Origin of the sequence: Ravibacter arvi (assembly GCF_039540405.1) — a bacterium.
Classification (GTDB): domain Bacteria; phylum Bacteroidota; class Bacteroidia; order Cytophagales; family Spirosomataceae; genus Ravibacter; species Ravibacter arvi.
Window position 1 is genome coordinate 35,306 of sequence record NZ_BAABEY010000020.1, and the last position, 25,241, is coordinate 60,546.

Here is a 25,241-nt window from a genome sequence, read left to right on the forward strand (position 1 = left end):
CGCTTTCGCCCGGCCGGCCTGCCCCCGATCTACGCGGTGCGGTAAATCTTAACCCTTTTGCTGCTATCCTCCTGAAACAGGGCACTTCAACCTGTTGTCTGCTTTTTGTCTACCCCCGTTTTGCGCCTTTTACAGGGCGCCTGCTATATCATTGCAGTATGCAAAACCCGACGATCAGACCCTGGCAGGTATACGCTGCAATCATTTTGCTGGCAGTCATGGCCATGGTGCTCGTCTGGTTGTATTACTAGAAAAACTGTCCTCAAAATGTCAAACACTTCTACCAAGCAATTTGCTATACTCCGTCTTCTCGGTATACTGCTCTTCCTGGCGCAGCCTTTGTACAGCCAGACCACCCTGTATGTAAAGCAGGGCGGGGCCGGAACAAAATCCGGTCTTGACTGGGCCAATGCGTCCGACGATCTTCAGGCGATGATCAGCACGCCGGAGGTAAGCGAGGTATGGGTGGCCAAAGGAGTTTATAAGCCGACCGTCGATTTATCCGGCAACAGCACCCCCACCGACCCGCGGGACAAAACATTCCTGATCCGGGGCAGCGTCAAGCTGTACGGCGGCTTCCCCGACACGGGTAGCCCGCTTATGGCCGACCGGGATGCTGCTGCGAACCCGACCCTCCTGAGCGGAGATCTCGGCGCGGCGGGCGTGGCGGCAGACAACTGTTACCATGTGATGATGATCGTTAATCCGGACCCCGACCATACGACCGTTTTTATGGATCATTCGACCCTGGTGGACGGCTTTGAAATCCGCGACGGAAATGCCAATGCCGGCAGTATCATGCCCTCGGGATACCCGCGTTTTGCCGGGGGAGCGATTTTTATCTCCAGTGGTTTTTCGGAAGTCAATTTTACCCCGCTGCTCCGCAACTGCACGTTTAAAAACAACAGCGACAAGATGGGCAGCGGCGGCGCCGTCTTTTACGATGCAGTGGCCACAGACGGCAACCAGTTTGTGATCGACGCCTGCCGCTTTGAAGACAACTATTCGGGCTTCCGGGGCGGCGCAGTCAGTATTATGCAGGAATCTTCCTACGGTGTTACCGGCACCTACGACGTCCTGGTCTCCAATTCGGAGTTTTATAACAACAGAGTAGACAATGCCTCGCAAAGCGACAACGGCGCACAACCCGCGAATTACAAGGGTGGATCAGGCGGCGGAATCGGCACTTACGGCGAGGGCAGCCTTACCGTCGTCAACTGTACCTTCGGCAAAAACAAAACCATCCTAAACACGAATGCCCTGGGCACTCCCTACAAGGGTTTGTACCAGGGAAGCGCCATCGCAGCCTTTAAGGGAGCCGGCTGCATGCTCGTCAATTCACTTGTATACGATATGGCCGCCGCAGATTCTGCGCTGGTCCACATTGCCGGTTCAACCCTCATCGTGCTGAGCAGCACATTATACCAGCCGGGAGGCTCGGCTGTAAAAATGACGGGAAACACCATAACCAGCCTGACCAATTCGATATTATGGACCAATACCCCCGGGAAGAACATTGTTTCGGCCGCGAATGAGGTACCACCGGTGGAGATTTCGCACTGTCTGTTCAACAGCCAGTACCATGCGCAGCTTTCGGGAGACACTCCTATCCACACCAATCCTGAATTCAAGGATCCGGAAAATGAAGATTTCCGTTTGCAATCCTGCAGTCCTGCAGTAAATGCCGGCCTCAACAGCATGGGACCGGGGGAAGCTGATCTGGCAGGTGCAGCCAGGATAACGCAGCGAACCATCGACCTGGGCGCCTTTGAATCCCCGGAACAGCCGGAAGCAGACCTGGCCACGGCGTCGGCTACAGCGGTAGCCGGCCAGGGCGTTTTTACCCTGTACCTTTCGGATTGTAATTCGCTGATCGCGGCGGTAGAAGGCGGGTCGGTCAGCGGGAACACCACCGCAAAAGTATGGATTGAGACGGCCCAGCCCGCCGCATACGTCCGGAGGCACTATGAAATCACGCCGGACAACGATGCGGCGACGGCTACCGGGCAGGTAACGCTCTATTTTACACAGGCCGAGTTTGACGCTTTTAACGCCCTGAACAACCTGAAACTACCCTCGGGACCTGCCGACGCGGCGGGAATTGCGGCCCTGCTGATTGAAAAGCGCAGCGGCGCATCTTCCGACGGTACCGGGTTACCGGACACCTATACTTCCGGAGTGGAGACCATTGATCCGGCCGACGAGGACGTGGTATGGAATGCCGGGGCTGCGCGTTGGGAGGTGCGTTTTGAGGTAACCGGTTTCAGCGGTTTTTTCGTAAAAACCCAGGCGGATGCGCTTCCGTTGCGACTGGTTTCGTTCCATGGAACCAGGGAAAATGGGGTAAACCTGCTGGCATGGGAAACGGCGACGGAGCTGAATGTAGACCGCTTTGAAATCGAAAGGAGTTATAACGGGCGAAACTTTTCACTTCTGGCGACGCTACCCGCACAAAACGGCATCCGCCAGAAATACAGCTACAGTGACGCCGCCAATGCCGGAGGCCCCCTGTACTATCGTCTGAAAATGGTTGACCTGGACGGCTCCTTCAGTCATAGCCGCATTGTATCGTTCAATACCGGTCAAACCCAGCTTTCTGCCGGACCGAACCCGGCCGGCCGGAAACTGACCCTCCGGGGTATCCCCGGTAATCTCGAAGGAACCGAGGCGGTTGTATACGACCTGTCGGGGAACGTGGCGATGCGATTTGTAGTAGAGCGACAACGACAGGAGCTAACGCTGGAGAGACTTCACACAGGATTGTACCTGATCAGGTTCCATAACGGGCAAGTGCTGCGGATTATTAAAGAGTAGCGCGTGCGTAGCGCGGGAGAGCACATGTCTTTCAGTCATGTGTTCTCCCCACGCTTCACGGTACGCTCCCAGTCGCCTACTCTTTGACTGTACCGATAGGCCTCCGGTTACGCCCCTGGTGCCCGGTCAGATCATCTCCCAGGTCTTCACGCGCCTCGTTGGCAATTTTGGTTAAACGGGCAACAATGTCGGGGTGGTCAAACGAAACATTGTAGCGTTCACCCGGATCCCGGCGAAGGTCGTAGAGACCACCCGTATGCATGAAATTTTCAGCACCGGGGCCGGGCTGCCCGTCTTTGCCGGGGCTGAACCCTTCATTGGTTCGCCCGGGGTGGTCAAATACCAGCTTCCAGTCGCCGTGCCGAACCGCCTCCAGGCTGTTTTTCCTGTAGTAGAACAACATGGTTTCGCGCGGCCTGGCCGAGATGTCGCCTTTCAATATCCCCAGCAGGCTCACACCATCGATTTTCCTGGCGGGCAATTTAGCGCCGGTTGCCTCTACGATTGTAGGCAGTATATCCATCCCGGAAGCAATGCTGTTGGATATCACTCCCTGGGGGATAACACCCTTCCATTCCATCAGGCACGGCACCCGTTGGCCACCTTCGAATGACGTCCCTTTTCCTTCTCTCAAGCCCCCCGCGCTACCGGCATGATTTCCGTAGGCAAGCCACGGTCCGTTGTCGGAGGTTACAATCAGCAATGTATTTTCCTGCAGGCCGAGATCTTTCAGGGTTTTCCTGATCTGGCCAATGCTCCAATCCAGTTCCATAATGACATCACCATACAATCCCTGCTTTGACTTCCCTTTAAACTTGTCGGAAACCGCCAGCGGAACGTGAGGCATCGGGTGGGCCAGATAGGCAAAAAACGGCTTGTCCTTGTTTTGTTTGATAAACTCGACGGTCCGTTCGGTAAAACGGGTGGTAAACTGTGACTGGTCCGGGTTGGTCTCTACCGTCTCAGTCCCCTCAATCAGCGGCAACGGCGGATAGTAATTTTTATTGACCGGGTGATTGGGCCACATGTCATTCGAATAGGGAATGCCGTAGTAGGAATCAAAACCGTGGTTCGGGGGTAAAAATTTCTTCTGAAAACCCAGGTGCCATTTTCCGAAGGCGGCCGTTTTGTAGCCCCTGGCTTTAAGCAATTCTGCTATCGTCTCTTCTTCCGGGTTAAGGCCGGTTTTGGCCGTGTGATCAATAGCGCCGGCAAACCCGATCCGGTTGGGATAACAACCGGTAAGCAAACCCGCGCGCGAAGCCGTACAAACTGCCTGAGGTGCATAATAGTGGGACATAAAAATCCCGTTGCGGGCCATTTCGTCAAAATTCGGGGTACGGTACCCGGCCGCGCCGGTCAGCGCAAGGTCGCCATAGCCCATATCGTCTATGTACACCAAAACGACGTTAGGCGGCCGCTGCTGAGACGAAAAACGGAACGCTGCGCCAAACATTGCGGCGCATAAAATTACGAATACCAGAAACTGCTTTTTCTTCATATTTCTATTGGGGATTACCGGTGGTTTTCAACTGGCTGTACTACCATGATTTTTCCAGAATTTCGTTTATTATGGGGTTCGTTTCCCTAGCGTCACCAGAGGTAGCTTTGATGGTTTTCAACCTCTTTTTCAAACGGGCAATAACAGCGCGGTACTCCGGGTCATGGATCGCGTTGTGGTTTTCACCCGGGTCCTTCGCCAGGTCGTAAAATTCCCATCCCGGCGGGTAAGGCATCGAATCGCGGGTGGCATGCGTCCTGTCCTGCCCGTAAAATAATGCCAGTTTATACCGGTCGGTGCGTATGCCGAAATGTGCAGGCCTCCGGGGTTCGTTGGCCCAATAACGGTAGTACAGGTCCTTACGCCAGTCCGGGGGCGTTTTTCCCGACAGGTTGGCCCGGAAACTCCTTCCCTGCATGGACGCGGGTTGCTTTGCGCCGGCATAGTCCAGGAAAAGCGACGGGAAGTCGATGTTCAGTATAATATCCTTGTTTCTCCTGCCGCCTTTCAATTCCCTGGGGTAGTAAATCACAAACGGCATCCGCATGGACGGTTCATAAATAAACCGCTTGTCAAAAAAGCCGTGTTCACCCAGGAAATAACCCTGGTCGGAGGTGTAGATAATAACCGTATTGTCCAACTGCCCGCTCTCACGCAAATAGTCGATCAGGCGGCCGATATTGTCATTAATGCCGGCAGCACACCGGATATAATCCTTGATAAATTTCTGATACACTTTTTTGCGGGTGTCGGCCGCACTGAGCCCATCCAGGGAAACAGGGCTGCCAGGGTAAAAGGCGGCCGACTGTACATAACGCTTCCCGAGCAGATCGAGCGGCCAGCCATCATGTGTACGGCCTGTAGTTGCCGCCCCCGTGTCGCCGAGATTATCGGGATAGGGAATTTCAATACCTTCCAGGAGATCCTTGTATCTCTCCGCGTAATCGAACGGTTCATGCGTTGCCTTGAAATGGACCGAAAGGTAGAATGGCCGGTCAGCATTGAGATTTTTGAGCCACGCAATAGATTGATCGGTGATCACATCCGTTGAAAACCCCTTGTAAACCTTCCCGCCCCTTTCATTATCTTTCCAGTCCTGTTTCGTTTGAAGAACCGGATCACGATAAGCGCCCTGCCCCGGCAAAACCATATAATGATCAAAGCCGGAAGGTTCTTTTTTCAGATGCCATTTACCGATCAGGGCAGTCTGGTAGCCTGATTCCCGGAGAAGCCGGGCATAATTCAGGCTATCCGGGGGAAGGGCCCCGCCCAGGTCGTAAACGCCGTTCCTGTGACTGTATTGGCCTGTCATAATGGCGGCCCGGCTGGGCACGCAGATAGAATTTGTGCAAAATGCGTTTTCAAGCACTACTCCGTGCTCGGACAACCATTTGATCCGGTCGTTCTTAACATAATCAGCCAGTATTCCGCCGTAAATCCCCCACGCCTGCGACGTATGGTCATCCGACATAATAAAGAGAATATTGGGCTTTTTGTTCCCACCGGCATAGCCCGCCAGTATAAAAAACTGGAAGAGCAACAACAGGTACCATTTTCGTTGTTCGAATAACATAGCTAGCGATAGTTTCGGGTGATCCGGCTACCAAATATATAACTTCTCCAAAACTATTCACGGTCAGCTTGTACCAGCTGTGCTTTTCCCCGAAAAAAGTCCGGTAATATTTCAGGAATGGATAGATTACTTTGACAGCTTCCGAGCAGGCTGGAGAAACTCGAAATGTTCCCGGCTGAGAAGTCGCGAAAAAAGCCACGAATTCACGAATAGACTATTTATTCGTGAATTCGTGGCCCCTCCTCTCATTCCGACCGGAACTGAGGAATCTACAGCCCCGTTTTAGTTTTATTACATTCGCACCCGTTAATATCCCTCGTTCTGGTACATTTTTTCGGGATCCAGCTTATGTTCATCAAAGGGGATCGGGAAGTAGATATCCTTTTTTGATACATTGTTCAGGTCGGAAATCCCGTAGTCAGCGGCTTTCTTCGCCTTGAAATAATTCACGAATTCCTGCGGGTTATCGCCGAAAGCGCGGAGCAGGTCAAACAACCTGTGGTTTTCAAAAGCCAGCTCCGACCTGCGTTCATGGAGGATCGCCAGCTTCAGGGTAGGATATCTGGCGTGGTAATCTGCGTTCGCATCCGAGGTCCGATAGTCCGGCAGGCCAGCGCGTGTGCGTGCCTGGTCAAGGTAACCGATTGCCTCTGCGGTGTTGCCCAGCCTTTCGTTTACTTCGGCAAGCATCAATACGATGTCGGCATAGCGCATCAGTATAAAATCATTGCCTCCCCAGCCGTTCGCACCGGCGGTTTCACTTGCATCGCGGTATTTCGTAATGAACCAGGTTTTTGCACTGGCATGGTTCGCCCATTTTACCGAGAATTCCTTTCGAAGGTCGCCGGCCTCATAATCATTCACCAGGTCAGGATTGACGAAGAAACCGCTCCCGGTGGAAGTCCGTTTTGAGTTAAGCGTTTCGCCGATCGCCTGGTTGCGGAATGCAACATTGGAAAAGTAGTTCTGATCGCCCTGCCGGTAAACAATCTGGAAAATAATTTCCGGACAGGTGTTCTTTTTGGCAACGTCAAATACGTCCTGGTAGGGTATTTCCGACAATTGGCCGAAGCCCCGCATGGCATAGGCAGCCTCCAGGTATTGTTTCGCCCTGGCAAAATTCGCCTGTTTGTTGTCTGGCAGCACAGACCCCATGGTAAGGTAAACCTGCCCGAGCAGGCCATTGATGGCAGCTTTTGAAGTACGGCCCTTGCCCGCTGCGGGTTGAATATCGGGAAGATCCGAATTCAGGGCATTCGAAAGATCTTCAGCAATCTGCTGGTAGACAAGCTCTCTTTTTACACGGAAAGTACCGGCAAGAATATCTTCGTACGCGGTCATGAACCGGGTTACCATCGGCACGTCGCCCCATTTGCGCACCAGATGGAAATAGGCAAGCGCGCGGAGAAAGAGGGCTTCCGACTTATAGACCGCACGGTTGCTTTCGTTCGTGAACCGGATGGACGGGTTGTCTATATTCGACAGCACATAATTGGCGCGTGAAACCACCGAATACAGCGCGTTCCAGTGGTTGGTCATTTCAGGATTGGTAGGCACCAGCGTGAAGTTCGTGAACTGGAACGGCGTACCTGCTGCCGATTGGTTATCGGTACGGCCGGCATTGTCCGAACGCTCCTCGCTGTACAGATCACTTGTTTCACCGAGGCAGGCGTTGCTCCTGATTGCGTTGTAAATACCCGCTACGGCCTTCTGAACGTCTGTTTCTGAAGAGAAGAATTTGTCACTGACGATGGCATTCGGGTTCTCCACTTCCAGGTAGTCGCTGCACGAGGAAAATATTGTGGCGACTGCGATTAATAATACACTTATCTTTTTCATGTGAGTAATGGGGTTGAGCGGTGAGGTGTGGACGGTGAGGTGCGGCCGCGAAACCTGACACCTCAAACCTCACAGCTATTAAAACTGAACTTTTATTCCGGCGTTGAAAGACCTCATCAGCGGATACTTGCCATAATCTACACCGGGGGTCAGGTTAGAGCCGTTGTTATAGTCTACTTCAGGGTTGTACCCCCGGTATTTTTGAGCCGTATACAGGTTGTCGGCAGAAACATAGATGCGTACCGCCGATATAGCATTGCGGGTGAGATCGGCCGTATTCCAGTTGTAACCGAGTGTAATGTTGGTAATCCTGAAGAACGAGCCGTCGTTCAGGTAGAAGGTAGACAGACGGGTACTATTGCTCTGCGTACCGCCGCGGGCCGCGCGGTAAATTTCACCATTACCCGGGTTTTCCGGTGTACGGAAACGCTGATCGACGATCGCATACTGGTTGCCGGAGCCTTCCATATTCAGGTTGTAGTAGTTTTGACCGTCCAGGATTTTGTTGCCCTGGGTACCGTTGGCCGACACCGAGAGATCAAATTTCTTATAGCGCCCTGAAACGCTGAAAGCATAGATAAAGTCGGGGTGCGGGCTGCCGATGATCGTTTTGTCCAGATCGTTCACAATCCCGTCCTTGTTGGCATCCTCGAAATACAAATCGCCGGGCTGTATTTTCGTGCTTTGCGCCGCCGACCGCGCCGGAATGTTATCGTGCACATCAGGATTTCCATTGATCGCGTCCGCCTCTTCCTGTGTTTTCACCATACCCGCCACCTTAAACCCGTAGAACATCCCGATGGGCTGACCTTCCCTGGTAATATGGGTATCATATCCCCTCTCGGCGCCCCGGGTAAGAATGGTCGATCCTCCGCCCAGGTCAAGCACCTTGTTGCGATTCACGGAGATATTTCCGCTGGCACGCACTTCATAGTCGCTTGCGGACAGAACAACTCCATCCAGCTGCAAGTCAAAACCGCGGTTGTTGATTTTGGAGTCAGGCAGGTTGGTCAGCATCGATGTGGAACCGGACAGTGCCGTGATGGATTTTGAGAACAGCAGGTTGTAGGTATAGCTGTCGTAATAGTTGGCGATTACCTGCAGGCGGCCTCTGAACAAACCTAAATCCATACCGATGTTGGTTTGCGAAGTAGACTCCCATCCGAGCTTGTCATCGCGGAAGGCGCCCGGGTACATGGCGGTTTGCACAGCGCTGCCGATGGGTACGCCGCCCTTACCCATTACCTGTTGGAAATTATAGGTACCGATACCATTGTTGCCGCTTACGCCCCAGCTTGCACGGAACTTCAGAGAGGTTTTTTCGCCCGCGAGATTCCGGTAAAACGACTCGTCGGAAATCGTCCAGCCGCCCGATACGGAAGGGAAATAAGCCCATCGGTTCTTAGGACCGAAAAGTGAAGAACCGTCTCCGCGGAAAGAAGCTGTTACGTGGTAGCGATCGAGATAATTTACGTTGACCCGTCCGAAACCGGAAGACATCGCATGCTGGGTAATTGCCGTCGCGCCGCCTCTCGAAAAGTTGGCGGGATCTGAGCCGCCGCCTGTAATATAAGGGACCTTGTCGTCGGTGAACCCGTTGGCCGTTACGGCAATCACATCGGTGACGTGCGACTGCGCCGAGGCACCCACTACACCGTTCACACTGAAATCACCAACTTTTTTGTTAAAATTCAGCGTAAATTCGGTCAGGTAATCTCGTTCATCCGCCCGGGTATTCTGGGCGTTTGCTGCAGTAATGGCCTGGGTAGAATACGGCGGGTTCACACCCGAAGTAATACTTGTAGGCCGGTAGTACTCCCAATTATTGGTATAATTGTAGGTACCGAAGGACAACTTGGCCACCAGCGGCTCAATGATTTTGTATTGTCCGTACACATTATAGGTAGCCCGCGTGGTTTTCCGGAAGTTTTTCACCATTCCGGTATAGGCCATCGGGTTTTCAATATCGCTTTGAAAGGCATAATCGCTGGATTGTGCCGCCATGGCATATTGCGCCGGGGTACCATCGTCGTTGTAGGGTTTCAGGAACGGGAGGTAAATCAATGCAGCCAGCACCGGGCTTTGGTGAAACCGGCCTTCGGTTACTTCATTCCCTTTTGTATCCGTATAGGCAAGATTGGCGCCTACGGTAATTTTTTTCGAAATATCGATGTCAATGTTCGAACGCAGGTTGTATTTCACCATGTCGGTATTGAGCATAATGCCATTCTGGTTCTGGTACCCTCCGGAAACTGCGTAGCGCACACCGTTACGTCCGCCGACAATAGACAAATTATGCCTGTGGTTGCCTGCATTGCGGTAAAGCTCGTTTTGCCAGTCGGTGTCGTACTCAGGCTTTTTGATCGTCCCCGTGGCGAAATCATACATATAATCGGGAATCCTGATCGTATTGGGGTTTACGTTGTTGGTACGGGAGGTACGCGTAACGTTGTCGTCGCGCAGGTATTCATCCGACCATGCCTTGCCCTGCGAAATCATCAGGTCTTTGTAGGTCTTGTTGTGCGCATCAACAAAAAGGTCAAAGAATTGTGCGGCATTCAGCACATCAACCTTGCGCGCCAGCTGATTCACGCCAAACTGGTAATCGTAGGTAACCGAAGTTTTTCCTTCCCGTCCTCTCTTGGTCGTAATCAGCACCACGCCTCCGGATGCTCTGGAACCGTAAATGGCCGCTGATGCCGCATCCTTCAAAACTTCAACCGACTCGATATCTTCCATATTCAGGAACAGATCGCCATTCGCCGGGTAGCCATCTATGACATACAACGGATCAGAACTTGCGTTGATGGAGCTTGTACCCCGCACCCGGATTTTCGTGGTATTGTAAGGAGCGCCGCTCACCTGCGAGATCTGCACGCCCGCCACCTTACCTACCAGCGCCTGGCCGACCGTCGGCGTAGTAAGGTTGAGCTCGCTCGATTTGACGCTGGCGATTGCCCCGGTAATGTCGCTTTTGCGCATGGTCTGGTACCCCACCACTACTACCTCCTGGAGTGACAATATATCGTTTTCCAATGCCACGTTCACGACCGCGCTAACGGGCACCTCAACGGTTTTGAAGCCGATAAAAGAGATCGTGATGGAAGTGGCTTCGTCAGGAACGGTCAACACAAACTCTCCGTTCACGTCGGTCATCGTAGCTGCTGTCGTCCCCTTTGCCTGAACCGTAACCCCCGGCAGCGCCTGCCCCGTGGCCGCCTCTGTAACGCTGCCTTTTACCTGTCTGCGTTGCGCAACGGCAGGCAATGTACAGCAGGCAATCAATGCAAAGCACACCATTGCTTTATAAACTGATTTGAATAGTTGCTTCTCCATATAAAATGTTTTGAAATGAAATCAGCCGCGAAAGTGAGGAAATGCTGTTATTGCCAAATCACCGGTCTGTTATGCTTTTGTTATTTCGGGAGCGGAAATCAGAAATCAGAAATCAGAAATCAGAAATCAGAAATCGGAAATCAGCCCATGCGATCCGGCTGATTTCCGATTTCCGATTTCCGATTTCCAATGCTTTTAAAGAAGACTACAGGAATGAATCCCTCCGAATATCTCCATTTCCCGCAAAACCGTAACTAATGATTGGGGCGGCAACTTTGTCCAGTTTCATAAAACTGGACAAAGTTGCCGCCCCAATCATTATCAGGACAAACGCGGAATGCTTACTTTGCGAAGTAAACCCAACTCTTTCTTTTGCAGGCAATATTTTCTTTAGTTGTCCTGCAAAAGATTTTTTCAGATAATTTTTGCATTTCGAAAAGCGGCCCGGACCTGTGCTTCCGTCGCTCCGCCGATTTGGATGTACCGGCGGCTGCCGGCAGGAAGCGTGATATGGTCGGAGCGCCTGGAAAACTTCACCGGTGTTTGCTTTTGCAAATCTTCTGTCACCACCACGTCTTTAAAAGGCAGGGAAAGTTCCAGCTTTCCTGAGCCTGATATATGCCAGTATACCACATACAGCCTGGTGTCCCTTTCAAAAATAAACGCCCGTATCTCCCGACGATTGCCACCTATGTTTTCAATCTGGCTGTAAGGATGCAATTCAAATGCTCCCTGTTCATTGATAAGCAGAATATGCTCCTGCTCCAGGTTCTGAAGCGCCGACTTCTGCTCGCCGGTAAGCCAACCGCTGATCCTGACCTCCTCCCATCTTCGCATTACTTCAAAATTATCGGGCGTCCTGGGGTGGCTGTCAAACTTCTTCAGATCGGACTGTATCCCAATGGGACAGTCCCACGCCGCAGCCCTGCTGGAAACGTACTCCAGCATATCGGGTTGTGTCCCCACCGTATTTTTATCCGGCGCCCAATACCCCAACCATCCGAAATTGATATTCGTAAAATTTTGCTTCATCCTGGGCGCCTCGGCGGCCGGGTATAACCTTACGGATTCCTTTATCTCCTCCGGCATAAAAATGTCGAAGGCGTTTCCGCGACTCAGCATATGCCAGCTAAAATGGGTTTTGGCAGCTCCCTCCTAGAACAGCGGCTGCGGCTTCAGCCGTTTGTGAACCCGCCACTGGGCCCTTGCAATATTGCACCAGAAAGGAGCGTTCACCCCTTCTGACCCGTCGTAGTAGCAGAATTCGAAACCTGCGTCGTAGATATCGGCCAGCTTTTCGGCAATTTCGTCCTGCAGGTCGTTGTCCTGGTTAATATACACGCTTTGCGCACCAAACTCGCTCACATCCAGCACGCCCAGCATAAAACCGGCGGGATATTGATCCACTTTCGTTTTGAATGCTCCTCTGACACACCCGGTAAGCCGGTAGGGCCTGGTGTCGGTATAGCCTTCGTAAGTGATCAGCTCGGTTCCTATTTTCAAAACACGACGGCCCTCCGTCATCTCGATCGCGAACGGATCCTGGTCAATATAAATCGTGGTATCGCCTGTGTTTAACGGTGCGGCCAATGTCAACTGCTTAATCAGGTTGAGCCGGTGATCCGGGACCGGTGTAACATACGCGCTTTCAAGTCCTATGAACGTATGCAAAAAATGGAATCCTGATACAATGCCTTCCTGCTTTATCCTGGCCAGCAACCTGCGGAGATCTTCTTTCCCGTTCGGGTAATGCGACGAAAGCCAGTCGAAGCTGCCGGTAAGCAGGTAATAGCCGCTGCTTTTTAAAAAGGCGGAGTAATAAAGGCTCATCGCCCGGAAACCACCCATTTTCGCATATTTCAGGTGCTGCTGAACATTGCCGGGGTGGATGTCGCCGGAAAAATAATAGGAATAACGGTAAGCTTCACTTCGCCGGCTCTTTACGCCGGGCGGCAGATTAAAGTCGTCTTCCACCCTGCCGATGTTGTCCAGCAACCGGCTTGTCTCGCAGGTAATCAGGACCGCACTGGTCCCTTTCAACATCACCTCTCTTTCTGCCCCTGCTTTTAACAGGTAGTAATTATCTCCTTTCTCCGCGGCTATCCGGGTATAAGGATTGGTGGCCAGAAGATTAGTGGCCATCTTTTCGTCCCAGACCACTTCGAGCAGGTCACCGTAGTAGCTGCGTTCACGAACCGGCAATTGCAGAAACCATATCTTCCAGACCGGGGCTGTCCTGATCAGTTGCCCGTAACCACCCTTATTGATCACAAAATCCTCCAGCCTGAACTCAATATACGCTGGTTTTACAATGACCCTCACCACGGCTTTGTACGGAATCAGCTCATAACCAATAGTCAGGAGGTCTCCTTCCCGCCGTAGCGAGGTGGCTTTAAATTCCGATTCCTGGCAGGGATAGGCGAGCTTTATCTCATTTTGATACGGTCTTTCCTGCCTGATGGTACTAACCGGGATTTTGATATTACCGGCCAGGCATTCTTCACCCGTAGGTTTAAACTGTAAGCTCCGGGCTACGGCATCCGGCCCTATCACCAGCCGCACCAGTTCATTTTCTATCACCACGTCATTTTCCGTGATGGTTATGGGTTCTTCAGGCTGCTTCGCCGAATTTTTCTCCTGAGCGCCGGCTGCAAAATTTTGAGGTACGACAGCTCCGCCTATGGCAAGTTTCCCTATTCCCGCGGCAGATTTGCGAACAAAATCCCTGCGACTGAAATTATCTTTGGACATCTACTGAGTTTACGAATTTAGAGACTGGTCAAAAAAGAGGTTTAGTCAATGGGCCTGCCCCCCGGTTCAAATGAGGGGAAGCATAATCCACCCTGTGGCATCCGATGCAGTGGTAGGAGGGCGCCTGGAAGTATCTAGAATTTTTCAAATAAAAAACATAATACAACTACTATTATTACTATCTTTATTTTAAATTTAAATCAAGTTTGGTCGCCGAACCGACAGACTTGTTCATGTATCGGTTGCCGTATACCGGGTATTAAATCGCACACTTACCATTCGGAAATTCAAACATTCAAATACGATATAAACTTCAGGTACATTTTAAAAAACGAGACTTACGGAACCGCCGAACACCGTATCACAAAGTAGGCGCTGCAAATCAAAGAGGTAATACCATGGCCAATTTACTGAATGCGTTTACCAATTCCGTCAAACATTGGTATATCCCTTTAATCCTGGGGGTTATCTTTATCTTATGTAGCTTCTACATATTTTCCGCGCCGCTTGAAACTTACCTCACGCTCTCAATCCTGTTTAGCCTGTCTTTTATAATTTCGGGTATTCTCGATATATTTTTCTCCATTCAGAACGCCACAATACTGAGCGGATGGGGCTGGTATCTCGTGAGCGGCCTTCTTTCGCTCGGAATGGGTATTTACCTGATCATCTATCCTGAAATCTCAATTGCCGTTCTTCCCTTTGTCGTCGGATTTACAATGCTGTTCCGTTCCTTTCAGCTGCTTGGATTTTCGCTGGATTTAAGGGATAAGAATCTGATTAACTGGGGTAACCTCGCGTTGGCGAGTGTGCTGGGCATTCTTTTCTCCTTTATGCTCCTGGCCAACCCGTTGTTTACCGGCATCTCGCTCGTCACGCTCACGGCCCTGTCTTTCCTGTTTGCAGGCGTCTCCGCCGTTATACTGGCCTTCGATCTGAAAAAGGTTAAAAACTACCCCGCCAAGCTCAGTAAAACACTAAGAGAAAAAATAGAGCACCTGCAACAGGAAATACATAACGAAGCAAAAGGCTGATATGGCCCTCTGTGAGCTTTGTGCGCCCTGTCGCCTATTTTTAACAGCGCACACAAAGGTTCTTTCTGTGAAACTTATCGTGAATTCTGTACAACAGACTTACAGATGCGTGATAATGGAACGCACGGCTTCTATTGAATGGGTATCCAAAGATAAGCCTTCGACAGGCTCAGGCGCCGTCCGGATGGTGCCGTCCGGATGGTGCCTGTCGGCGTCGTCCGGATGGCGCCTGCCGGATGGCGCCTGAGCTCGTCGAAGGCTGCCTACCGGAGGCTGCCACCCGGATGGCGGGTGAGCCCGTCGACCCCCTTTAACACAATCTGCCGGATGTCTGATCCTCAACCAGGTCAAAAGCTAAGCGTTGTTTATTTAAATCAAAGCACCAAACATGCTTCGCTGGAATTCGCGGCCATGTAAAAGACGTGGCGGCTTAACATCAACTCATCCTATTCATCCAACCTGAATACAAAAATTATGACCGCCAGGCGTTTTTTACCGAAGACGCCTGTAATGACAAAAGGGACAGTATCTCTCCCTGCTATAAAATATTCCCCTCACTAGCAATGCCGGCAAAACCGTAAAAGCCCGTGAGGGGAATAAGTAACCGGTCACCAGGTGGTGCTACGGCTCCCAAATGGTAGCGCGCAGGTGGTGAAGATTTTCTTTTGTCGAGTAATAATACATCGCTACCATTTTGCCGTCGCTGCGACGAACGACGCGCGGATAGCCTAAATCGTTGAGCTCCATGTCTTCCGACCAGAAACCATCCATCAGGATCAGCGGTTTGCTCCAGGTTTTTCCCTCATCGGCGCTGTAAACGACGCGGATGGAACCTTTATCCCGCTCACCAAACACCACGCATAAGCGCCCGTCTTTGGTAATCGCCATTGCCGGAGGGTTACCGTTCGAAGCTCCGGTATCGGCCACTTTAGAAAGAAAGCTCCATGTCTTTCCTTCGTCAGTGGAGTGGTAGGCATCCACCCAGTGTAGCTCCTCTTTGTCCTTGGTAATATATTTTCGACGTATTACCGTCACTATCGTGCCGTTTTCCAGCTTTTGAGACTGCGACATCACCGCCCGGCATTCATTGGCGCCCGGATTGAGGTCAGCATTTTCAAATAAATTAACTTTAACATCATTGCCTGCCATCTCCGGTGTCCCTACTATCCAGCCCTGGAAAGCAAATGTTTTGCCGCCGTCGGTCGTTTTGATACAAAAAAGACGGTCAGAACCGAAGGTTTCCTTCTTCCTGGCCGAGAAAACCAGCAGGCATTCCTTTTCACCCGTTGCAATATAGTCGGTACGCGGCGTCAGCTCATCGAATCCCGTACCGGCCAGTTCCGGCAAGGTCAGCAGATTTCCAAAACCGTAAGGCCCCTGCCAGCTGGCGCCCTTGTCGTAGCTGTAGAAAAAATGTGCCCTGCCGTCTTCGGCGCCGTGATATCCGGCACCGATCACCCTCATCACAAATCCCGGATGGGTAAAATTGATCGTGCTGTCGATCGTTTTCAGCTCCGGCTGTGCCCCGAAATCTCCTGCATAATGCTCCGGGTCGGCTGCAGTCCAGGTTACACCACCGTCTTTGCTCCTCGCCAACCAATTCAGAAAGGGCTTTTCGGCGTTATGGCTATCCCCTAATAAATAGGCAGCCTCTGTAAAACCTACTATAATTTCATCGCCGTCAAAAACAAAAGCACCGTTATTAGCCGGCCAGCCGGCAAACCTTCCGGGTTGTGAATAGATAATGGCGTGCTGAACGTTCTTAACATGCTCATCCGAAGACTGTTCTCCTGAAGGAGTTGCACATGAAACGAACAATAGCGGAAGAGACGCCAGCATAACCGGCAACAGGATTTTTTTCATTTGGTAAAAGGTTTGGGCAATGAGCCGCGGCTCATTGCCATCGTTTATTTCTCTTAATACTGCAAACCCCCACTCAAATGACTACTTTGCTTTCAGGATCACTGCCGGTTATGACCGGTCACTCCTTAATCACCCTGACCACCCGGCCATCGAATGTACATAGCATATAAATTCCGGGCGGGTACCGGTCCAGGTGAAGAACAAGCACAGGTTCCCGGACGGTCAACTGTTGTAAACCTACGCCTGCTGCGTTTACAAGACGCAATGACGTCCCGAGATATTCCGTGCCGACACGAACGGTTACCTGGTCCCGGGCGGGATTAGGATATGCTTTCAACGCGCTTTCCGCCCGCCCCTGCACACGTTCAATTCTGCTGTAACCCAGCGCGCCGTCCAGGTCCGTCTCACGAATGCGATAGTAAACCAATCCCACCACCGCATGGGGATCGGTGAAACTATATTGCACAATACCGGTGCCGCCGGCTGCCCTTGTTCCTATCACATAAAAATCCCGGGCGTTACTGCTTCTTTCAACCTGGTAGCCGGCAACATTGGCTTCGTCTGCCTTCCATTCCAGCACACTGTGGCCGTTGTCATTCAAACCGGCCGTAAAGGAAATCCACCGAACCGGCAACGGCCCCGCCAAAGTTTTGACAAAAAATCCGCTAAAACCGGTGGTATTGAAGCTTACCTCCCACCGTTGCTGCATACTGTTCCACACGACTGTAACATTTGAAATGGTCTCAGGCTCTCCCGGATAGGTATGGGGCCTACCGGTGCCGTCCGAGCTGGTCCCGCCGCGCTTTTCGACCAGGAGATTGGCAACATTCCCCGAGGGGCCATCGGGAAGCGGCAGCGCCGGATTCGCTGCGTTAAATGCATCGAAATCGCTTTGGGTGAAATACAGGATAACTCTTCCCGACGCCGCTGCCGCATTGCCTGCCGGCGTAATCTCGTAGTGACGCCTGACATATTGCGCAGCCTGTACACCGTCAATCCAGACCCTGGCAGTGGTCAACCCTTCGATGTTGTCGGCTGCACCGGTAGTCTCTACAGAAGCCAGCATTTCATTACAGGAGTTGTAGTAATTTGTGGTTCCGTTTTTTTTCTGCCATCCCTTTACTTCAGCAGGGAGCGAGGCTATTCCCGGGTTCCCGGCTATATGTATATTTTCGTGTGCACCTAAATCGACCCGGCCGGCAAACAAGCGGGGCTTCCCTCCGAGATCAAACGCCGGCAGGTTTAGTCCCGAAACATCAAATGCTCCCGCGTTTGTAGCCGGACTGCAGGCTGCCAGTGTAAAATCGCCGGCAGCAGGATCTGAAAACAGGTCACCGGGCGTAATACCGGTGGCGTCGGGGTTCCCCTCACCACCCGGCGTATTGCCTTCTACCAACGAATACCGCGCGTTATAGCTCCCCGTCACCCCGCCATATACAATGGAATTATTCAGGTTTACAGTTCCCGAAACAATCGCAGCCGCCTCGCCGGGATAATTAGCGGCCAGGGTTACCTGCGTAAACGTGGCGATTCCACTGCCCGTATGAAACCAAACTCCGGCTCCGGCCGGGGCCGAATTGCCCGTAATCTGTACATTGACCAGTGAAGGTGACGAAGTCTCTACATTGAGGATACCGCCGCCGCCGATCCCGGCGGAATTTCCAGTGATCGCCACATTGACAATCGCCGGCGACGAGTAAAGATTTGAAATTCCGCCGCCGCCATTGGTCGCATAATTTGCTTTGATAACCAGGTTCCTGAGCGTAGGCGAAGCATAAGCGTTCATAATGCCGCCTCCATTGGTACTGCTGGCCCCGTCTTTGATGGTAAAACCGTCGAGGATAGCCGTTTCGGTTAAACCATTCTGGTTGTTCCAGATCACCGGGCGTTCGCCCTTTCCGGCCAGAACAGACCCTTCCTCCGTTCCGTGGGCAGGCAGAATCCTTTGGTCGTCCAGGTCGTCTATACCATTGACCGGGTCGAAACCACCATAAATGGCCACGTTATTTTTCATCACAAAACTATTGGGCGACGGAACATTGTATTTACCCGTGGCTACCCATACCGTATTGGCCCCGGCCGCATTGATGGCCCCCTGGAGATCACGGGTGGCATTGGCCCAGCTGGAACCGGTTCCATTACCGGCGCGGGCAGTCTGCACATAGACCACACCGTTCACATCAGGCGTGATAGTGACTTCATAACTGCTTTCATAGGCGCCCATGTCAATAGCGCCGGAACCGGCAAAGTTGTAAACCCGCGCATTTCCTGCCAGGTCTGTCGTGAGATTGTTCAGCCCCGGATACAAATCGTTGCTTCCGCCATCGACAGCCGGCGAAGTTGGTTTTAACCTGTAGTCACCATTTGCAGGATCGGCAAAAACATCGGTAACGGCGATTCCCGTAGCGTCTATATTCCCATTTGCTGTACTGGTACTGTTTTCAACCAGCGAATAACTGGACGTATATTGAATATCGTCTATAGCGCCATACACAATTGTATTGGCCAGCGAAACGTTGGAATTGTCTGACCGGAACGCATCCGGCAGGTTGCCGGCCATCGAGACGTTCAATAACCTAGGCGCTGACGAACTGCTGTTATACATGCCGCCACCGGTAGCTGACGCCGTGTTTCCGGTTACGACGACGTTGGTCAGCACCGGCGATGAATTCCGGTTGTATATACCGCCGCCATGCCGGCCGCTGTTACCGGTAACGTGTACGTTAGTCATCAAAGGAACCGACGAAGCATCGTTGTACATGCCGCCGCCATCGGCGCTGGCGCTATTGTTCTTAATTACCACGTTGGTCATTACTGGTGAAGCATTCCGGTTAAAAACGCCGGCGCCATAAACGGCCGTATTTCCCTTAATAACCAGGTTACGCAGCGTAGGCGATGCATATTCGTTGTTGATGCCCGCTCCATCCGTTTCGCTGTCGCCACCGGTCAGGGTAAACCCGTCCAGTACAGCTGTATGATCCAGGGCAGTGGCCTCGGTAAAAATATTCCAGACCCCGGGAACCGCATTTGAACCGTTGATAATAGTTCCCTGCAAATTATCTGCATCGGGAAGAATCCGGGCGTCGTTGAGGTCGTTGACGCCATTGCCGGGATCGAAGCCGCCATAGATGGCCACATTGTTCTTCATGGCCAGGCTACTGCCGAACTTGTACAAAGCCCATGACCACGGCCAGGTACCCGTTTCGACTTCAAAATTGTAGATTCCCTTTTCTACCCACACCTGTCGTACCCCGTTGAGATGAGCCGCGCCCCGCAAATTATCGGTGGCATTCGCCCAACTGTTCCCGCTTCCGTTGCCGCTTGCGATGGTTTTCACATAGATCACCCCGTTGGCATCAGGAGTCCCCGCTATCTTCCCGGTTTCATAGGCGCCCAGGTCAATGGTACCGTTGATTAGCCTGGCATTTCCGGCTAGGTCCCTCACACCGGAATTCAGGTCTGTATATAGAGCATTATCCCCGGCGTTAATGGCCGGCGAACAAGATCTTAGCGTGTAGTCCTCTGTTTGGGGACTATTAAATAAAACATCGCGGTTAAGACCGACGGCGCTGAGATTTCCGTCTGAGGTTTCTGCATGACCTTCAATCCCGGAATATTGTGCCTGGTACGACCCGGATTTAATTCTGATACCTCCCAGGATGATCGAATTGCGGATAGTCCTTGCCCCGCCGTTAAGGAATATTGCATAGCCATAATTATCCGCCATGGTCACGTTGGTAAAAATAACGTCACTGCGCGTATCGACAACCCCGGTTCCCCTGATGGTGACGTAGCTGTATAACGCTTCATTTTTTATAAACGAGACATTGGTCAGCGTCATAGGGACGGCGGCGACGGTCGCATCCCAGATAGCACCGCCCTCCTGGGCAAAGTTTTTGTAAAATATAGTGTTCATAATTACAGGCGCAGCGTATTCATTGTAGATACCGCCGCCTCCGCCGTCTGCTATATTATTTTTGATCAGCAGGTTACGGAAAGTAGGAGAAGCGTACACGTTGTAGATACCGCCACCGCTGTAATGGTGACCGTTGGCAACCGTAAAGCCGTCCAGTACTGCTGTGTGGTCCATTTGTTGGTCGGAAGCGCAGACGTTCCATATGACCGGGCGGGTATCTTCACCGTCCAGTATTGAGCCGCCGGAAAAAGTAGTTGAGGTGGGTATGATGCGACTATCGCTCAGGTCGTCGATTCCGGCGCCCGGATTGAAACCGCCATAGACCTCCACACCGTTTTTCATGATAAAGCTGTGAGCACCTACCTTGTAAGTACCTTCAGCTACGAACACTTTTTGCACATTTGCCGCCTGAATGGCATTGTGCAGGTCGGAAGTGGCATCTCCCCAGCTGGAGCCGTCGCCACTACCCGTAGCAGTCGGCTTTACGTAGACAATGCCGTTGGCATCGGGCGTTTGGGCTATGGCCTGCACGCCCGCCAATATACCGGTCAGAAGCAACAGATATTTCATAAGAGTAGGGAAAGTTGGTTTCATGAACGCCTTTTTCCGATAAACTTACGCTTGTTGCCCGACGTCCCCGGAAAACATACCCTTACAAAATGCTTACATTCAGCAACGCGCTAACAAACAACCATTTACAACAACCTTCTGCCAGAGGCTGAAAACAAGCCTGTGTAACAATAGTAGCGGAGACTGACTCGAAAAAGCGGTAATTTTACTGCATGATTAAAAAAGCAACCATCGCCATACCTCATCGGTACGTGTTTGACGCGGTCATCTCCGGTATTGCGGCGGACTTTGCGGGTGTAAAATTGTGGTATGACTGGTTGGAGCCGTTACGGTAGCTTCCGGCATTGTGATAAACTCAGAACGAGAAATAATCCTATGAAAGCGTTCATTGCTAAAAACATCTTTACGATAGCCGGTCTTATTGTCGGCGCTGCAGCAGGTTATTTTTACTGGCTGTATATCGGCTGTAGTTCCGGAAGTTGCGCTATCACTTCCAAGCCTGTTAACAGCACGTTGTACGGCATGGTAATGGGCGGACTTCTGTTTTTCCGGCCGAGACGCGCGTAATGTGGTCGGGATGACCCTCCGGTCAGCCCGACCGTCAATAGCGTTTTAGAATGGTAGCGAAACGCAGTGAAGCTGAAAGATCTACTGTTGTCGATTAGCCGCCACGTATTGGTCAGGTCAGCGCTTTCCCGGCTTGCCGGATACACTCACAAGATCAGATAAAAACGCGAGATTGCCTCTTCCCGAAAGCCCTCGGTAATGTTTTGAAATAAAATCCTTTACTGCGGCATCATCTGATTGCAGCATCCCGTAAATATTTCTGAAAATAAGGTGCAGGGTAGGGTTATACGCTCCCCAGATCGGGTAGCCGCCGTCGGCTATAGATACACTGAGTCCATAAGGAGGGTACCCTGCGAATTGCCTGCCGGTTTGGTTGGCATACGCCACTCTATACCAGCCGTTGTCCCCGCTCCAGAAATTGGAGAACAGCGGATACTGGCGGTCACCGTTCCATATTTTATCGGTTATCTGGCGGGCGAAAGCCTGCCGGAGCGCCACAGGGTCAAAAGTCGGGCTGCGGTACCCCCATACTTTTTTAATGTTTTGGCGGTTTCTTGCAAAAGTCTCAAGTGCAGGCACCAGTCTTCTCGAATGACTGATGTCCCAACCGGTATTCCGGGCTATATACGCGCTGTCCCATTCTACCTGTACCTTCATTATCCCTTTTCCGTCGCTGTCTTTCTCCCAACTGACAGGACTTACAGGGCCCGAATAGCCGGCATACCGGTTATCAAAATGGTACCGCCAAAACCCCTGGTCCAGGTCGGCTCTTACGCCATTGGCAGAGCTGACGAGAACTGTTCTGGCCAGAAACAGATCAAAGGTCCTCGCGATCCCCTCCTTCTTGGTCAGCAGCGATTCGAATGCCTTTTTTCCATCTTCTCCCGCAGGCTCTACCCCCGACCGGTCTAATTCCGCCAGATCAGAAAGAACGGTCAGGTACCAAAGGTCCCGGTCCGAAAAGAAGAAACGGGAACTGGCGTCCCTGATATCGTTTGAACCCACCTGCAGTCTTTTCTCTACAGAAGTAAAATAACCGGGCGTTAGCCAACGGTTCATCTGGACGGCCATCGTATTAAAAGCCTCGGCGAGAAACGTCCGCTCTGCCGCTGTCCGCTTTCGCGGAGGAATATTCTCACTAATACTGCCCGCTAGCGCACCCACCAAACCCAGGTATTGTACGCTGCAGAGCGTCACCTCCTTCCCGAGGAAACCATAGGCGGTACATATTCTTCCGCCATTACAAATCCAGCCCTTGCTATTGTCGGCGTCCGGCACGGGTTTCAGCATAGAGAAGACAGGTGTCAGCAGGGTGACGAGCTCGGCAATTTGAGCGGTATCCCTGCACCGCCGGGTCATTTCGACAAACGACTGTAATCCACCGATCTGAATGTCATAGAGCACATATACGTCGTTGTCTTCGAATAGTCTTCTTTTGATTTCGGAAGCAAAATACTCGCGGTAATGGGTATTCCACAGACGGATTACCTGGTCATGCACTTCGCCTTTTTCTGAAAAATCAACTTTATCCCGGGCAGTTAACTGGCAATTGAATAGGAGCAGGAATGCCACCAGGGTGGAAAGGAAGGCTAGGAATTTTCTCATTTTATGTTCCGGTTTCAACTTAAAAATAGCTAATCAGCTCACGGAACTACTCACAAACCGCTGCACTTCTTTCAATCCGGAGAAAGGACATGCTTCCTGCCGGGTTAAAACTTTATTGTGGAGATCAGGCACATTTTCATGCAGGCTCCGAATTCCAGCGGGCCGGACGATCTGATTTAGGTGTACAACAAATTCTTCAAGTGTTTGATTTTGCCCTGTTTGAACATCCGAAGGCTGTGAGTTTGGGGCATAAAAAGGGTTCGACGGGCTCAGGCGCCGTCCGGATGGCATCATCCGGACGGCGCCTGAGCTCGCCGAAGGCTGATCTTTGGCCATAAATTATAAATTCAATAGAAGCCGTGCGGCGCATTATCACGCATCTGTAAGTTGGTTGTACAGAATTCACGAATAAAAATAGCCCCTTCGCGAGTTCGTGACCGTAATTTTGTCTTCTATTTCGCCACTTCCCAGCTGTCGGTTCTGAAAGGTGCTACAGGCAACCCTCCTTTGCTGAAAAGATTCCCGATACCGGTATCGCTGAAAGAAAACCTGACCGCTACCGGGTTTTTCACATCTTTGCTCGAGACCACCACATGATCGCCTTCTATTTTCACATCGGCGGGCAGGAAATTCCGGTCTTCACCGGCAATGTAAAATTCAGCAGCGCGGGCTTTTTTATCGTTGTCTTTGATCATCAGGCCTTCGGCTGCGTTCTCAAAATAAACAACGGCCTTGTCCTTCTTTATTTCCAGGCTCCGGTACTGCGGACTTTTATAAGCCGGCACCGGCTTATGATAGGTTTCCGCCAAAGCCAGGTTGGCCAGGCGCTCCCCTACCCCTTTTTTCTGGCGCGGGTGAATATCTTTTACATTTTCGGTCAGGTCGGATACAATCACCATTCCGGTTTTAGAAAGCCCCAGCGTCTGCGCCTGGGCTTCTCTAAGGAGCGGGGCGTTGGTATTGCCATACTTGTATGGAGCAATTTGTACGTAATAAAACGGAAGCTCGCGTCCCCAGGCCTTGCGCCAGCTGGTGATCATGGTACGCATCAGCTTGTCATAACCTGTCGCAGTAGGCACATTGCTTTCGCCCTGGTACCAAATCGCGCCGGCAACTGCATAGCGGGTAAACGGCGCGATCATCGCGTTGTAAGTCGATCCCGGCAGGTGAGGGCGGCCAAAATTAGGCACTTGTTTCTCTGCCGCTGCCTGGAGATCGGGGGAAGCCGCAATGAGATCGGCAGGTGTCCATGCTTCTGCCGGTGTACCGCCCCAGCTGCTATTAATCAACCCGATCGGTACGTTCAGCTCACCTGCCAGCTTACTTCCAAAAAAATAGGCTAGGGCACTGAAGCCTTTTGCCTCCTCCGGCGTACATTCCTTCCAGCTTGCCGCTACATCGTCCTGTGGATAGTCGGAAGTGATATGCGGGATCTGTAAAAACCGGATATTCGGGTTAACCGCGCCCGCCACCAGTGCAGAATCGGTTTTTACCAGCCCGTTTCTATTGCTCCATTGCATATTGGACTGGCCCGAGCAAACCCAGACTTCACCGATCATCACGTTATTAAAAGTAACGGTGTTGCCTCCTTTTACAGTAAGGGTATATGGTCCGCCCGCTGCGGGGGTATTCACCGTAAGCGCCCATCGGGCGCCTCCGTCGGCGCGGGCGGAGTCAGTGGTATTATTCCACGAATTGGTGACGTAAATCTTTTGTCCGGGCGCCGACCACCCCCAGATGGTCACTGCAGTCTCCCGCTGCAACACCATGTTGTCCGAAAAAAATGAAGGCAGTCGGAGCTGTGCCCCGGCGGTATGAAGAGAAGCTGTAGCAACCAGGCAGAACAGCACGCGCAATAGATTTGTTTTCATG

At 51.8% G+C, this 25,241-nt stretch carries 14 protein-coding genes; 4 read left to right on the plus strand and 10 right to left on the minus strand.

The features are described from left to right. The first annotated feature begins 267 nt into the window (after nucleotides 1-267). Nucleotides 268-2,814, plus strand: coding sequence for a choice-of-anchor Q domain-containing protein (locus ABD852_RS10225; RefSeq protein WP_345028390.1), 2,547 nt, complete (start codon nucleotides 268-270; stop codon nucleotides 2,812-2,814). Nucleotides 2,815-2,890: 76 nt separating this feature from the next. Here ABD852_RS10225 and ABD852_RS10230 read toward each other — a convergent pair whose 3' ends face one another. The 6 genes from ABD852_RS10230 to ABD852_RS10255 form a co-directional block, all read right to left on the minus strand. Then, nucleotides 2,891-4,315 carry a sulfatase family protein gene (locus tag ABD852_RS10230; RefSeq protein WP_345028391.1) on the minus strand — a complete coding sequence of 475 codons (1,425 nt, stop codon included), beginning with the start codon at nucleotides 4,313-4,315 and terminating at the stop codon, nucleotides 2,891-2,893. Between the two features lie 40 nt (nucleotides 4,316-4,355). Beyond that, a complete protein-coding gene (locus ABD852_RS10235) occupies nucleotides 4,356-5,888 on the minus strand; it encodes a sulfatase family protein (protein WP_345028392.1) in 1,533 nt (510 codons plus the stop codon). Nucleotides 5,889-6,194: 306 nt separating this feature from the next. Continuing rightward, the gene (locus ABD852_RS10240; protein ID WP_345028394.1) at nucleotides 6,195-7,727 is read right to left on the minus strand and encodes a RagB/SusD family nutrient uptake outer membrane protein; all 1,533 of its coding nucleotides are present in this window, start codon (nucleotides 7,725-7,727) and stop codon (nucleotides 6,195-6,197) included. Between the two features lie 78 nt (nucleotides 7,728-7,805). After that, nucleotides 7,806-11,063 carry a SusC/RagA family TonB-linked outer membrane protein gene (locus tag ABD852_RS10245; RefSeq protein ID WP_345028396.1) on the minus strand — a complete coding sequence of 1,086 codons (3,258 nt, stop codon included), beginning with the start codon at nucleotides 11,061-11,063 and terminating at the stop codon, nucleotides 7,806-7,808. A 414-nt stretch (nucleotides 11,064-11,477) separates the two neighbouring features. Then, entirely contained in the window at nucleotides 11,478-12,185 is a 708-nt protein-coding gene (locus ABD852_RS10250; protein ID WP_345028398.1) for a hypothetical protein, read from the minus strand. A gap of 33 nt (nucleotides 12,186-12,218) precedes the next feature. After that, a complete protein-coding gene (locus tag ABD852_RS10255) occupies nucleotides 12,219-13,814 on the minus strand; it encodes a hypothetical protein (protein WP_345028399.1) in 1,596 nt (531 codons plus the stop codon). A 398-nt stretch (nucleotides 13,815-14,212) separates the two neighbouring features. Between ABD852_RS10255 and ABD852_RS10260 the strand changes: the two genes are divergently transcribed. Further along, a complete protein-coding gene (locus ABD852_RS10260; protein ID WP_345028402.1) occupies nucleotides 14,213-14,848 on the plus strand; it encodes an HdeD family acid-resistance protein in 636 nt (211 codons plus the stop codon). A gap of 115 nt (nucleotides 14,849-14,963) precedes the next feature. Beyond that, a complete protein-coding gene (locus tag ABD852_RS10265) occupies nucleotides 14,964-15,095 on the plus strand; it encodes a hypothetical protein (protein WP_345028404.1) in 132 nt (43 codons plus the stop codon). 374 nt (nucleotides 15,096-15,469) lie between these two features. Here the strand turns inward: ABD852_RS10265 and ABD852_RS10270 are convergent, their stop codons facing one another. Together ABD852_RS10270 and ABD852_RS10275 are read right to left on the minus strand one after the other, a co-directional pair. Next, on the minus strand, nucleotides 15,470-16,711 hold the full coding sequence (locus ABD852_RS10270; protein ID WP_345028407.1) for a sialidase family protein: 1,242 nt from the start codon (nucleotides 16,709-16,711) through the stop codon (nucleotides 15,470-15,472). A gap of 118 nt (nucleotides 16,712-16,829) precedes the next feature. Beyond that, nucleotides 16,830-21,197, minus strand: coding sequence for a choice-of-anchor Q domain-containing protein (locus ABD852_RS10275; protein ID WP_345028408.1), 4,368 nt, complete (start codon nucleotides 21,195-21,197; stop codon nucleotides 16,830-16,832). A gap of 375 nt (nucleotides 21,198-21,572) precedes the next feature. On the opposite strand from ABD852_RS10275, the gene ABD852_RS10280 reads away from it, so the two are divergent. After that, nucleotides 21,573-21,764, plus strand: a complete 192-nt coding sequence (locus ABD852_RS10280; protein ID WP_345028409.1) for a DUF6132 family protein — start codon at nucleotides 21,573-21,575, stop codon at nucleotides 21,762-21,764. 117 nt (nucleotides 21,765-21,881) lie between these two features. Here ABD852_RS10280 and ABD852_RS10285 read toward each other — a convergent pair whose 3' ends face one another. Next, on the minus strand, nucleotides 21,882-23,369 hold the full coding sequence (locus ABD852_RS10285; RefSeq protein ID WP_345028410.1) for a hypothetical protein: 1,488 nt from the start codon (nucleotides 23,367-23,369) through the stop codon (nucleotides 21,882-21,884). A gap of 452 nt (nucleotides 23,370-23,821) precedes the next feature. Further along, nucleotides 23,822-25,240, minus strand: a complete 1,419-nt coding sequence (locus ABD852_RS10290) for a sialate O-acetylesterase (protein WP_345028411.1) — start codon at nucleotides 25,238-25,240, stop codon at nucleotides 23,822-23,824. Between the last annotated feature and the right edge of the window lies 1 nt (nucleotide 25,241).